The sequence below is a fragment of the Paenibacillus sp. OV219 genome (genome assembly GCF_900110075.1).
GTDB lineage: Bacteria > Bacillota > Bacilli > Paenibacillales > Paenibacillaceae > Paenibacillus_Z.
This window is the reverse complement of sequence record NZ_FOCJ01000013.1, coordinates 98889-110911: the sequence shown is the minus strand read 5'-3', so window position 1 is coordinate 110911 and position 12023 is coordinate 98889. Positions and strand designations below refer to the sequence as shown.

At 49.9% G+C, this 12023-nt stretch carries 15 protein-coding genes; 5 read left to right on the top strand and 10 right to left on the bottom strand.

The window, feature by feature from the left end; translation table 11 throughout:
• Nucleotide 1: 1 nt before the first annotated feature.
• The 7 genes from BMY11_RS25180 to BMY11_RS25150 all read right to left on the bottom strand — a co-directional run bounded on the left by BMY11_RS25180 (nucleotide 2) and on the right by BMY11_RS25150 (nucleotide 4991).
• Nucleotides 2–391 carry an alpha/beta hydrolase-fold protein gene (locus BMY11_RS25180; RefSeq protein ID WP_256217764.1) on the bottom strand — a complete coding sequence of 130 codons (390 nt, stop codon included), beginning with the start codon at nucleotides 389–391 and terminating at the stop codon, nucleotides 2–4.
• 94 nt (nucleotides 392–485) lie between these two features.
• Nucleotides 486–947, bottom strand: coding sequence for a hypothetical protein (locus tag BMY11_RS25175; protein WP_090582598.1), 462 nt, complete (start codon nucleotides 945–947; stop codon nucleotides 486–488).
• The gene (locus tag BMY11_RS25170) at nucleotides 941–1732 is read right to left on the bottom strand and encodes a hypothetical protein (protein WP_090582596.1); all 792 of its coding nucleotides are present in this window, start codon (nucleotides 1730–1732) and stop codon (nucleotides 941–943) included. The genes BMY11_RS25175 and BMY11_RS25170 overlap by 7 nt, the downstream gene beginning before the upstream one ends.
• Complete coding sequence (locus BMY11_RS25165; protein ID WP_090582594.1) at nucleotides 1729–2253, bottom strand: hypothetical protein; 525 nt, start codon at nucleotides 2251–2253, stop codon at nucleotides 1729–1731. The genes BMY11_RS25170 and BMY11_RS25165 overlap by 4 nt, the downstream gene beginning before the upstream one ends.
• A 311-nt stretch (nucleotides 2254–2564) precedes the next feature.
• Complete coding sequence (locus BMY11_RS25160) at nucleotides 2565–3665, bottom strand: alanine racemase (RefSeq protein WP_090582592.1); 1101 nt, start codon at nucleotides 3663–3665, stop codon at nucleotides 2565–2567.
• Between the two features lie 23 nt (nucleotides 3666–3688).
• Nucleotides 3689–4057: a hypothetical protein gene (locus BMY11_RS25155; protein WP_090582590.1), complete on the bottom strand. Its 369-nt coding sequence runs from the start codon at nucleotides 4055–4057 to the stop codon at nucleotides 3689–3691.
• A gap of 100 nt (nucleotides 4058–4157) precedes the next feature.
• Nucleotides 4158–4991, bottom strand: coding sequence for a phytanoyl-CoA dioxygenase family protein (locus tag BMY11_RS25150; RefSeq protein ID WP_090582587.1), 834 nt, complete (start codon nucleotides 4989–4991; stop codon nucleotides 4158–4160).
• Between the two features lie 215 nt (nucleotides 4992–5206).
• Here BMY11_RS25150 and BMY11_RS25145 point away from each other — a divergent pair, with 215 nt between their 5' ends.
• The 4 genes from BMY11_RS25145 (at nucleotide 5207) to BMY11_RS25130 (ending at nucleotide 8365) form a co-directional block, all read left to right on the top strand.
• On the top strand, nucleotides 5207–6172 hold the full coding sequence (locus BMY11_RS25145) for an ABC transporter substrate-binding protein (protein WP_090582729.1): 966 nt from the start codon (nucleotides 5207–5209) through the stop codon (nucleotides 6170–6172).
• An 80-nt stretch (nucleotides 6173–6252) separates the two neighbouring features.
• Nucleotides 6253–7038, top strand: a complete 786-nt coding sequence (locus tag BMY11_RS25140) for an ABC transporter ATP-binding protein (protein WP_090582727.1) — start codon at nucleotides 6253–6255, stop codon at nucleotides 7036–7038.
• Nucleotides 7035–7868 carry an ABC transporter permease gene (locus BMY11_RS25135; protein ID WP_090582585.1) on the top strand — a complete coding sequence of 278 codons (834 nt, stop codon included), beginning with the start codon at nucleotides 7035–7037 and terminating at the stop codon, nucleotides 7866–7868. The genes BMY11_RS25140 and BMY11_RS25135 overlap by 4 nt, the downstream gene beginning before the upstream one ends.
• Before the next feature lie 137 nt (nucleotides 7869–8005).
• Nucleotides 8006–8365 carry a hypothetical protein gene (locus BMY11_RS25130; protein WP_143069348.1) on the top strand — a complete coding sequence of 120 codons (360 nt, stop codon included), beginning with the start codon at nucleotides 8006–8008 and terminating at the stop codon, nucleotides 8363–8365.
• Nucleotides 8366–8729: 364 nt separating this feature from the next.
• On the opposite strand, the gene BMY11_RS25125 is transcribed toward BMY11_RS25130, so the two are convergent.
• The 3 genes from BMY11_RS25125 to aroC form a co-directional block, all read right to left on the bottom strand.
• Nucleotides 8730–9071, bottom strand: a complete 342-nt coding sequence (locus tag BMY11_RS25125) for an HAD family hydrolase (protein WP_090582581.1) — start codon at nucleotides 9069–9071, stop codon at nucleotides 8730–8732.
• Between the two features lie 35 nt (nucleotides 9072–9106).
• Nucleotides 9107–9847, bottom strand: a complete 741-nt coding sequence (locus BMY11_RS25120) for an AAA family ATPase (protein ID WP_371262947.1) — start codon at nucleotides 9845–9847, stop codon at nucleotides 9107–9109.
• Nucleotides 9848–9950: 103 nt separating this feature from the next.
• Nucleotides 9951–11006, bottom strand: a complete 1056-nt coding sequence (aroC, locus tag BMY11_RS25115; protein ID WP_090582577.1) for a chorismate synthase — start codon at nucleotides 11004–11006, stop codon at nucleotides 9951–9953.
• A 111-nt stretch (nucleotides 11007–11117) separates the two neighbouring features.
• Here aroC and BMY11_RS25110 point away from each other — a divergent pair, with 111 nt between their 5' ends.
• The gene (locus BMY11_RS25110; protein ID WP_090582575.1) at nucleotides 11118–12005 is read left to right on the top strand and encodes a LysR family transcriptional regulator; all 888 of its coding nucleotides are present in this window, start codon (nucleotides 11118–11120) and stop codon (nucleotides 12003–12005) included.
• Nucleotides 12006–12023 lie beyond the last annotated feature (18 nt).

The following is a 12023-nucleotide window of genomic DNA, read 5'->3' as shown; positions in this document are numbered from 1 at the left end:
ATTATCGTCTGGTGGGCCAGTATCCCTCTCCTTTGCCCCCGAAGCCATAATCCGCATTAATCGTGAAGTTATATTCATTGTTGCGCTCGTTACCGCCATTATCAATAGCGACCACGATAGCCTCGAGCGCCGGATCCTCCAGCGCCATCTGCTCCAACGTCTCGTCGACGCCCCACTCCGTTCCCCAGGACGTCGCTTGATTAAATACATTCTGTCCATCTTGCATATAGAGGACCGGGTAGCTGCGATCCCCTTTGTTGTAGCTCCCCGGCAAATAAATCCAGACTCTACGCTCCGTTTGCAGCTGCGGAATCGGGAATGCTTCAATAATTCGGACATCACCGGTAATGGTGTGAGTGGCCTCGTCTATAAGAACTTCTCTCCAAGGCAAAGGAACGCTAATCGTCAGGAGTGACACTCCTAGTAAGTTGTATTTACTAGAATCTTAACGTGGGCTCCATCTAGATGCAATGAATTGAAGTTTATTACTGCTTAATAGTCCCGACTGATAAGGCCCGATACTCCCACAGAATACGCTGCACATCATGGAAGTGGCTCTCCTGGCAATCTATTAGAACCGCAAGCTCCGGAAGCCTTTCCTTCATCCGCAGCACTTGCCTGAAATACTTCTTCTGAAGAATTCGAGTTCCTACATAACCAATAAGGAATCCGAATGCAGCAGACAAAATTCCCCATATAATCGGTCCCCATTCCAAAACAAAACCAGCACTAATCCCGATGACGGATAGCGCGGTACTGCATGCCATTCCCACCTCGAAGGCCAAAGTCGTTTTGTTCGGATGGTTGGTCGCATTCTTATCGATTCGTTCATCGTGATTGTCCATTATGACTGTCATTATTTTCTCGCGGTGCACCCCGATTGACTCCAGTACGGCAAGCGCTTGCTCAACCTCGATGCTGTGTTCAAACGTACTGATGATCAGCAAGGCTCCCTCTCCCCTTCGAATAATCGCAACGGAAACTGCGGATACCGCTTCTCCAGGTACGTCTTCTGTTCAAGGCGGAATAACCGGTTATGATCCCTAGCCGTCATATACGCATCGTACATTGCGCCGCCAAGAACGGATGGCATGAATAGAAGCCATTGAGGATCTATGATTGCGTTCGCCTCCGATAGCCGTCCCAGCAACAGAAGAAGGAGTGCTTCGTGTGAATGGGATAAGGTCAAGTAAATGAACCACCAGAAAACTCCGTAGAACCCGAGGCTGATCCGATTGTTGTACAACTGACCAAGTCCCGGGAAGAACATCGAGCAGACCATGGCTGCAACCGGTCTTTTCTGTCCAATAGACGTAATACACCAAGGCTTCATCACATTGGACTGGAACTGGACGCCTTCCAGCTTGGCAAGATGGTACTGTTTGTTGGCATCCACTGACTTCACGTAGCTATCCCAAATCGCGAATAGATATACGATGGCGTAAGCAATAACCCATTTTTTCTCCAATACCGAGATTGCAAGCTCGAACCTTCCGGAGAATGAATAAGCGATCGCTTCATTAATGTGTGCGGCCGAATTCATGCCAACCTCCCATGTTGAGAAGATGAAGCCGCGCACAAACCGATGGAGCAGGAAGTGACCGAAGCCCGGAAAAGAGATCGACCACCATAAGATAATCCGCGGATCCTGCCAACGCAGAAAGGTTAACCCGTCGATGCTAAGCAGCGCTTGCTGCCTGCGGGGCGGTCCGGATAAGAATTGGTAGCTCATGCTTGCATCTGACTCCTTTTTGCTTCACGCTTGTCGATCACATATCGGCGCTTTAATGTAGTGAACATCAGCACGTATAACATTTGAACCGTGAGATAAACGCAGAAGGAGTAGTACAGCTTCCACTCAATATAAGTGAACCCTTCAAAGTAAACACATACACATTCAAAGACAATAGCGAAGCAAGACCAAGCAATGATGTAGATCGTAATCATCATCCCTTCGATCCGATACCTGTTAAAGATGTAGGTGAACAAGTATCCGATCATCGGGTACAGCACCCATGTCAGCGCATCTGCAAAATCAAATTTCGGGTTAATATTCGTATTGTAGAAGATAAATGGCTCCAGACCAATCGTATTATCTAACCCCTTGGCTAAGTCCAGGCTGAACAGCATTATAATAATGCTCATGGATCGCGGGAAGCCGCGAGGCAGCCTCCAAACGATGATCATGCTTACGACAATACAGCAGATCAGGAACAGAACATTGCGATGAAACAGCTGATCAAGAGGATTCATCGTATAAACCGTCCTTTCGCATCACAATCCGGAATAAGCTCAAACATATATAGGTAATGACGAGCAAAATCGCGCTCTCAATCGTACTATAAACAAAATTCGCGTATCCATTTTATTGACAATATCGCTGATACAGCTATTCCCATTATTCGCTGCATTTAATACTTTCCGTGCAGAGTAGACGCTCATGCACAGCTAATTGCAGCATAAAAAAGCCCGCGTTCTTTACGCGGGCTTGATAAACCTATCAATCGAAGTAGTGAACCTCGTTACGCCGATCCTCATTCTGATTCTATTTGCACGGACGCATACTATCTCGACTTCCCACGCCCCTGCACTTCCCAGAACGCCTCGATCTCTTCGCCGCGAACCGCCGCAACTTCGTCAACCATGTTCATGACAGCGCAGCAGTGAACAGGTATGATCTCGAGCGTGTCACCAATTGCGAGCGACCGCTCATTCTCGCCTAGTTCCAGCATGCCGTGCTCCTCTGACATCCAAGCCAGCTTGATGCCCGGATGGCCGACGACATATCCTTTACCCGTCCCGATCGGCGAAGCTGCCCCATCTGACGTGAACACCTTGGTCCCTGCATCGATGACCGCTCTGCCAGGTGCAGGCCTGCTGACGACCGTCACCTTGACGGTTAATGCGCAATCCTCCAGTAACTGAGCGCCGAGCGCCACTTGCATGAGATCGCCGAAAATATACGTTCCCGGCCGTATCTCTGTCACTCCCTGCACAAACGCCGTATATTGCGAGCCTGGTGACGAACCTGCGCTCACGATATCTGCGGCAATTCCCTCATCATTCAGTAGCTCTGCCGTATCGGCAGCCGCCTGCCCTTCCTCCCGCCCGATTCGGCGCAACTCTGCTTCATCGGCTGCTTGATACGCTTGCCCACCGAATGTCATGATGCCCTTGATCTCGATCCCAGGCAGTTGAACAAGCTGCATCGCAAGCTCCAGCACCGGCACGCCGGCTTCAAGCCCCACACGGCGAAATCCGCAGTCGAACTCGACGAGAACGCCGATCGTCATATTCGCTTCCATCGCCGCTACCGATATGGCTTCAGCAGCTGCAAAGCTGTCCACCGCGACCGTAACATTGACATGCTTAGCTAGTCGAATAAGCCGATCGAGCTTCTGCTTCCCGACAATCGGATACGCGATCAGAATATCGCGGACACCGCCTGCCGCCATCACTTCCGCCTCACCGAGCTTAGCAACGGTTACGCCGACTGCGCCAGCTTCTATTTGCTTATGAGCAAGAACCGGAAGCTTATGCGTCTTCACGTGCGGACGAAGCGATACCCCGGCACGGTCAGCAATATCCTGCATTCTCGCAATGTTGCGATCAACGGCATCAAGATCAATAAGCACATAAGGCGTATCAAGCTCGCTTTTGTTCATAGCAAAGTCACCGAAGCCTTTCTTTAAGCAACTGGAATATACGACTTGAAAATAACCTGAAGCCCGAGCCTCGCCTCTATATCCTTGCGAAAAGCTTGAAACACCTTGGATTCCTTCTGTTTGACGAGAAAGACCAGATGCATATTGGCTGCATCCTGATCATCGAAGTAGAGTTCAGTCTGTGCGTTAAATTCTGCTTCGTTCCCGCTGTAGTATTTCTCCACGAGCTCCTCCATTATAGGTACAACCTGCTGCTGGAAAGGGACGCTCTGATCCTGTTCTATACTGAAAGCCTCTGCCTGCTTAGTGGCAGTCGGCGGCGCTGCTGCAATCCCGCAAGACGTAAGCAGCATCAAGCATATGGAAGCTGCTCCAATGACTGATTTATTCATACCCGATCCCCACTGCTTTACTTTTCTTTGTATGGTGTGAAGACGAGCAATCGGTCAAAAAGTTGCGGGGAGCCCACAATTTCATGGGACCGTGTCTGCTCTATACAAGCTCCGGCTGATGCTCCTTCAGCCATGTTCGCAGCGGTACATCCTCATCCGACGGCGAGTAGAAGCCGTTGCAATTAACCCCGGCTCCAAGCAGCTGGCGGCGAATCGGATCGCTCTGCTCCCACAGATGCGAGACGGTCATATCATCCTTCGTACGAAGCCAGCGATAGCCGTAACCGTAGAACAGCACCTTACGGGTCAGCTCTGTCGACCAGTTCGGAGTGCCTGCATGCCATAGCCGCCGATCGAAGAATACGGCTGATCCAGGCTTTACACACACCGGAATCGCTCCTTCCGGCTGTCCATGGCGATGGGCAGGAATATCGATTTCATCGTGCAGATGGCTTCCTGGTACGACCCAGAAGTTGCCGCGGTCCGGCTCAGAGACGTCGGATAAGAAATAAGCGACTTTGAGTGACAGCCTCGGGCGCGGATGGCTCTCGATTTCTCTGTTCACTCTGCCGCTGTCTTGATGCCAACCGAATGTGCCATCATTTTTCAGCTGACCCGATGGTGGTGTTGAAATCATATGTGCATGGTACAAATAGATATTCCAGCCGAGAATGCCCCATACCTTCGGCAGTACTTTCTCATAATCAACGAGCGATAAGAACGATTCATGATCGGGAATGAAATTTGGATAAAATAGCGCCGTCTTCGGGTCATGCCCCTCGCTGAGCTTACGCTCATAGATGCGGTCAAATTCTGTTGTTAGTTCGATGATTTGTTCCGGTGATAACGCGTCTTCCACAATGAGATAACCTGTTTCTTCGAATGTCTTCCGTTCTTCAGCGGTGAGTGCGTAGTTCAAACACGATTGGTTCAACTTCGATTCCCTCCTGCCAATAATGGATTGTACCCCTTTACTATAAACCGTTTTGGTTGCGCTTACGAGCATTAATTCTCACTATTTTCCAACTTTATGGTAACTGACCCTTCACCCTTTCTAGGCGCATGCATAGCATGAAACTACATTGATAGATATTGCCTGGAGGGATCAGATTGAAAAAAACGTTTATCGCGCTAACTGCCATCACAGTAATGCTCACATTACTGCTGGCAGGCTGCAGCGGGAAGAAAACAGAAGCGACTAAGATTCGCATCGGCGAAGTGACTCGCTCCATCTTCTACGCACCGCAATATGTAGCCATTACGAATGGATTTTTTAAGGATGAAGGGCTTGATGTCGAGCTCACGACGACACCAGGTGGAGACAAAACAATGACGGCACTACTCAGCGGCAACATCGATGTCGCACTTGTCGGTTCCGAGACGTCGATCTACGTTTCCCTTCAAGGCTCTGATGACCCGGTCATCAACTTCGCTCAGCTAACACAAACAGACGGTACGTTCCTCATCTCGCGCACACCGATTGACAACTTTACATGGGATATGCTGAAGGGGTCCAAATTCCTCGGCCAGCGCAAAGGCGGTATGCCGCAGATGGCAGGCGAGTTCGTGCTGAAGAAGCATGGCATCGATCCGCAGAAAGATCTTGAGCTTATCCAGAACGTCGAATTCGCGAATATCGTTCCAGCTTTCACCTCCGGCGATGAGCAGTTCGTGCAATTATTCGAGCCATCCGCTACGATGCTAGAGCAGCAAGGCAAAGGTTATGTTGTCGCATCCTTCGGCACCGAGAGCGGCCACCTACCTTATACGGCTTACATGACAAAGAGCAGCTTCATGAAGAAGAATGCTGATTCAGTCCAAAAGTTCACGAACGCCGTGTACAGAGGCCAGCTGTGGGTGCAAGAGCATAGTGTGAATGAGATTGCCGATGCCGTTGCCCCATTCTTCCCAGATACCGACATTGAACTTATACGCAGCGTTGTTCAGCGGTATAAGGATCAAGGCTCCTACGCTACCGATCCCATCATTGACAGCGAGGAATGGGCGAACCTGCAAGATATTATGACGCAAGCCGGCGAGCTGAAACAACCAGTCGATTATAGCAAACTCGTCAATAATTCATATGCAGAGAAAGCGATCAAGGACGTCAAATAATGCAGCTTCATGAGAAAGAAGCAAAGCCGCCTGCTGCTTGTCAGCGCGGCTTCTTTCCTCATTTTGAAGGAGTGACAGGCATGACAAGTGCTGTAGAAGTCAATCATGTATCGCATGTTTATGTGAATGAGCATGGCGCGAAGCTCGCACTGAAGCAGATTCAGCTCAGCGTGGAAGCTGGCGAGTTCGTATCGCTCGTCGGTCCGAGCGGCTGCGGCAAGACGACGCTTCTGTCCATCATCGCAGGCTTGATCGCCCCGTCGGAAGGAAACGTTCGGCTGTTCGGACAACCGGTGAACGGGCCAACTGCGAGAGTCGGCTACATGCTGCAGCAGGACTATCTGTTTCCATGGCGGACAATCCGCGAGAACATTATGATCGGGCTCGAGCTGATGAGACAGCTGACGCCCTTAAAGCGCGAGTATGCGCTCCATCTGCTCGATGAGATGGGCTTAAGCGCCCATGCGGGCAGCTATCCGAGCGAGCTGTCTGGCGGGATGCGACAGCGGGTTGCCCTCGTTCGCACGCTCGCGACGGAGCCGGATGTTCTGTTCCTGGATGAACCATTCTCAGCGCTTGATTTTCAGACGAAGCTGCAGCTGGAGAATTTGATCTACGAGACACTAAGGAAGCATCGCAAAACATCGCTGCTTGTCACCCACGACATCGCGGAAGCGATTGCGATGAGCGACAGGGTCATCATTCTTGCGCCGAATCCGGGGACCGTCTACAAGGAAGTGGACATTCCTTCGAGCCTCGCAGATTTGCTGCCAACTCAGGCGCGTGAGCAGGACGGATTTCAATCGTTTTTCCGCCTCGTATGGCAAGCCTTTGAACAAATGGAGAGGAGCAAACAGCCGCTATGAATCATTCGAATCATGAGCCACAGCGAGTCACAACAACGGATCCTGCTCATCTCTACCAAGCTTATAAGAGAGCACGCAACAAGGAGAAGCTCTACGTACTTATTGCCCGTAGCTTGCTGCTCGTTCTCTTCCTTGGCTCTTGGGAATGCGCGGGACGACTTAAATGGATTGACGTCTTCCTGTTTAGTTATCCGAGCAAGATCCTTCGTCTGCTGTACGATAAAGCCGTCGATGGCTCACTTTTCCCCCATATCGGCGTCACGGTTGCGGAGACAATCGCCGGATTTGTTCTAGGGACGCTGTGCGGACTTATTCTCGCAACGCTGATCTGGTGGAGTCCCTTCCTCGCCAAAGTGCTCGATCCGTATCTCGTTGTCCTCAATTCGCTGCCGAAGGTGGCACTTGGACCGCTGTTCATCGTCGCGCTCGGTTCCGGCATACTCTCCATTATCGCAACCATTCTATCGATCACGGTCATTATTACGACACTGGTCATCTATACCGCTTTTAAGGAGGTCGACCCTAACTATGTGAAGGTCGTTCGCATCTTCGGCGCGACAAGAACGCAGTCCTTCTTGAAAGTCATCCTACCTGCTTCCTTCCCAGCGATCATCTCCACGTTGAAAGTTAATGTCGGTCTTGCTTGGGTCGGGGTTATCGTAGGGGAGTTTCTCGTCGCAAAAGAAGGCTTAGGCTACTTAATCATCTATGGATTTCAAGTGTTCAATTTCACATTAGTCATCAGCAGTCTGTTCATTATTGCGGCGGTCGCTACGATTATGTATCAGATCGTTGCCTATATCGAATCGAGAATCGTGAAGAAGCGCTAAAAAAGGCATCTGTACCCGCTAGATACGCCAATGCTTCTGCAAGAGTACGAGCATATTCCTAGAGTATGTGAGTGAAAAACTCTTGAAGAAGGACGTTGGTTACTGTGCCATTCTGCTGGATTGGGAAAGTCGTAATCGTGAAAAACGAAGGTATCGTGTTCATCGGGGATGCGGTTGAGATCCAGAAGATTTCGGATTTAAACGAGAATGCGAGCGAACAGAGTACGAATACGGACGCAGCCGGGACTGGAACCGGAGCCGAGAGCGGAGTCGATGACGGGACCGCAACTGCGACTGCAAAGAGGAAAGGCAAATCGAAGGGGAAATCGAAGAGTACCAATAGTAGGCACGGTGCTGGCGCGGGAAATGGCAATACGGCCGGGAGAGGCAATGGAACCGGCGCACGAACTGGAAACGGTGCTGGTAATGGGAATCGAACTGGAACTGGAACTAGGAGCGGCGGTGCCACCAGTACGCGGCGGAAGAAGCGCATATAGTGGAATCACGTGATTTTGCGGTAGGCTGCCCTTCAGAGGGCGGCTTATTTGTATGGCCATAAACATGCTAACGAACCCAGCTATTCTTATTTGCCCGAAATCGGACCCGTCCCCACTCTAACGAATCCCAGCAGCGTTATTCCTTACATTTCCACTTTAAACAGGCTCATTTTGGCAAAATAACGTCACCTGAGTTCGTTAGATTTTCCAGTACGGCAGTTTGGATCGAATAACTACACCTGAGTTCGTTAGAGCATCTGCCGTGACCGAGGACCAAGTGGTACACTTCGAGTGGGACCGTTTTTATCCAAGCACAATGTTCACTAGCTCCTCCAGATCGACAATTACGGCATCAGCATCAGACTCATCCACTAGCTCGACACTCGGAGATGAGTACCTCATCGAATAATGGTTCAACGTGCAGCGCCTTAAAGTTATCATATTGGAATTGACCGAAGCCGTTGGAGACCAAGGCCAGTTTAATGTGATGCTCCTTCAACTGCTGAAGCATGCTTACCAAGTTGGGAAATCCTATACAATGGTTATGGAAATTGCGGATGTAATCATCCAGCAGCAAAGTCCAGTCCAAGCTTTTAATAGAAAACTCATCCAGAATCTGCTGATACACCTTGTCCTTCCATACATAACCATGATTATCGAGTTCGATAAACCGACTAACGAAGCTCTGTTTGTCAACGACTTGCAACTCATCATACCGCTGCCATTGGTCTCTCTCAAATTCTACTCATCTTCCATCAGCTCCCGAAGCATGCGGTCCTTGTTATTCAGAAACTCTTTCATGACGATGTAATGGTCGGTTTGCTCTAACTTTCGCGTCTCGATGCCGTCTGTCGTCAAGTAGTAAATGATAGAGTCCGGGTAAGCCATCAGAATAGGAGAATGGGTCGAGATAATAAACTGCGAGTTCTGCTGAATCAGCTCATGCATATTCGATAGCATCGCCATTTGCCGAAACGGCGATAACGCCGCTTCCGGTTCGTCCAAGATATAGAGCCCGTTGCCCCCGAAGCGGTTCATGAAGGTTGCGAAGAACGACTCGCCATGCGACTGCTCGTGCAGCGACTTCCCGCCATAAGAGTCGATCAGCGAGGGTACCGATCCTGGCTCTTTATCTAACTCATCAATGTTGCTCGCCAAGTTGTAGTAGCTCTCCGCACGGAAGAAGAAGCCGTCTCTTGCCTTCTTAAGCCCGCGAACAAGCCGAATGTACTCGAATAAATTCGAATGCGATGCATGTGTCGAGAACGTGAAGTTCTTCGTTCCACCCTCCGGATTGAAGCCCCACGCAACGGCAATCGCCTCCATCAAGGTGGACTTGCCCATTCCGTTCTCACCGACGATATACGTTACCTTTGGATGAAACTCCAGCCGTTCGAGGTGCTGAATCGCCCCAAGATGAAACGGATATCCGGCAAAAGTAGGCACGCGCTCCCGCTCTAGCTCGATCGAACGAAGAAACATATCCTGCGCATAAATACGAGAAGGCATGTTGTTCATCCTCCTTCAGTTAAAGTGATTTATGCGAATACATTATCACACCTGGTATTTATTTGAAAATCATCCTTCATGCATGCATCACTGCTTGTCGCTTAATCTGATCTTCGAGAACAAGACATGCCATCGCTTCTACGACAGGTACAATTCTTGGGCAGATACAGGGATCATGTCTGCCCCTTGTAACGATGATCTGTTCCTCCCCGTTCTCCCCTATTGTTTGCTGAGGGACCGAAATCGAGGAAGTCGGCTTGACCGCAACTCGAAAAACGATGTCGGCTCCCGTGCTAATACCACCAAGGATTCCCCCTGCATGATTGCTCATGAATCCATCTCGACACATCGGATCGTTATGTTCGCTACCTTGCATTCTCGCAGCTTCGAACCCCGCCCCAAACTCGATTCCTTTTACAGCGCCGATGGATATCATTGCTCGAGCCAGTTCTGCATCAAGCTTATCAAAGACAGGCTCGCCAATACCAGGAGCAAGACCCCGAATTCTGCACTCCACTATGCCTCCGCAGCTATCGCCAATTGACGCTAAATGTTCGATTCGCTCAATCATCCGCTTAGCGGCAATTGGATCGGCAGCCCTGACCGGATTTCGCTCGATCTCTTCCTCTGAGAAGCTAGAGCATTCAATACCACCGACTTCTTTGGTATACGCAACTACCGAGATCCCTCTTTGTTCGAGAAGCTTGCGGGCAACAGCACCTGCTGCTACTCTAGCCGCCGTCTCCCGTCCTGATGCCCGGCCGCTGCCCCGGTGATCGCGTAGGCCGTATTTCTGCATATACGTATAATCCGCATGTCCTGGCCGGTAACTATGCTTTATATCGTCGTAAGCTTCCGGACGCATATCTTTGTTGTACAGAATGATGGTGAGCGGTGTCCCCGTCGCTCTGCCTTCATAAACACCAGAAACAATATGGACATGATCATATTCCTTGCGTGGTGACGTGACGGACGATTGCCCCGGCTTTCTCCGGTCCATCTGAATTTGAATATATCCCTCATTGATTTCCAAGCCTGGCGTCACACCATCAACGATAACACCAACCGCTTCACCGTGTGATTCGCCGAATGTCGTAATTCTGAACCGTTCTCCAAATGAGTTCGCTGCCATAACTCTCTCCCCTTGCTATCCCATGTATCGTTTTCATTAGTTTAGCTCTATAATTGAAATAAAAGAAATTGAAATATTCGAGCTTTGTCATAGAGAGGAACTATGTCAACAATGATTAATACAGAGTGGTACCGCATCTTCCTGTATGCAGCTCAATTCGGCAATGTAACAAAAGCCGCACAGAAGCTGCATATTACGCAGCCTTCAGCCAGTTACGCGATTAAACAATTAGAAGAAGCGCTGAACGTTGTCTTGTTCGATCGTCTATCCAAAGGTGTGAAGCTAACCTATGAAGGAACGCTTCTGCTGGAATATATAGATCGCGCGTTCTCACAGTTCGATCAAGGTGAGAATGAGCTTCAGCTTGTGAAGCAATTCAAGTCTGGTCTGCTTCGCATCGGTGCGAGCGGTACGATATTGAAAGAAAAGGTTCTACCGGCTCTGGATCATTTCCATGCCGATTTCCCAGAGATTCGTATACGCTTAGTTGCAGAGCAATCGAAGGAGCTTGTGCATCAGCTTAAGAATCGAACACTTGAAATCGCCTTTGTTCATCTACCCGTCCATGATCCCGAGATTGAGATCAGGCCTCTCGCTGCCATCCGTAACTGTTTTGTAGTGAGCAATGCTTTCCAATCGTTTCATAAAGTTCCGGTTTCGACGGAAGATCTGCTCAAACTGCCGCTCCTCATGCTATCGCCGAGCAGTGCGACAAGGCGAATCGTAGAGCAGTGGTTCACGAGTCAAGGGTTTACGCCGAATAGCGATATCGAATTAAACAGCATTGATCTACTGATTGAATTTGCTAGGCGAGGCTATGGAGCAGCGTTTGTCCCTCATCCGTCTGTTAGCAGTCTCATTGAAGGTGGAGTATTATTCGAGCTGAAGACAGTCGCTCCCTTGCCAGCAGGTGAGATTGGAGTTGCCACGATGAGAAACTCTAGCCTGACGGCTGCAGCGTCGGCTTTCATAAATCGAATTGAGGACACGCCAAAATAAAACAAGCAGACCTCCCCT

Excerpts from the sequence above, each read along its gene's own strand:
- BMY11_RS25110 (WP_090582575.1), top strand. The coding sequence starts at position 11,118 with ATGATTAATACAGAGTGGTACCGCATCTTCCTGTATGCAGCTCAATTC.
- BMY11_RS25135 (WP_090582585.1), top strand. The coding sequence starts at position 7,035 with ATGAATCATTCGAATCATGAGCCACAGCGAGTCACAACAACGGATCCT.
- BMY11_RS25145 (WP_090582729.1), top strand. The coding sequence starts at position 5,207 with ATGCTCACATTACTGCTGGCAGGCTGCAGCGGGAAGAAAACAGAAGCG.
- BMY11_RS25120 (WP_371262947.1), bottom strand. The coding sequence starts at position 9,847 with ATGTTTCTTCGTTCGATCGAGCTAGAGCGGGAGCGCGTGCCTACTTTT.
- BMY11_RS25170 (WP_090582596.1), bottom strand. The coding sequence starts at position 1,732 with ATGAGCTACCAATTCTTATCCGGACCGCCCCGCAGGCAGCAAGCGCTG.
- aroC (WP_090582577.1), bottom strand. The coding sequence starts at position 11,006 with ATGGCAGCGAACTCATTTGGAGAACGGTTCAGAATTACGACATTCGGC.
- BMY11_RS25165 (WP_090582594.1), bottom strand. The coding sequence starts at position 2,253 with ATGAATCCTCTTGATCAGCTGTTTCATCGCAATGTTCTGTTCCTGATC.
- BMY11_RS25140 (WP_090582727.1), top strand. The coding sequence starts at position 6,253 with ATGACAAGTGCTGTAGAAGTCAATCATGTATCGCATGTTTATGTGAAT.
- BMY11_RS25155 (WP_090582590.1), bottom strand. The coding sequence starts at position 4,057 with ATGAATAAATCAGTCATTGGAGCAGCTTCCATATGCTTGATGCTGCTT.
- BMY11_RS25160 (WP_090582592.1), bottom strand. The coding sequence starts at position 3,665 with ATGAACAAAAGCGAGCTTGATACGCCTTATGTGCTTATTGATCTTGAT.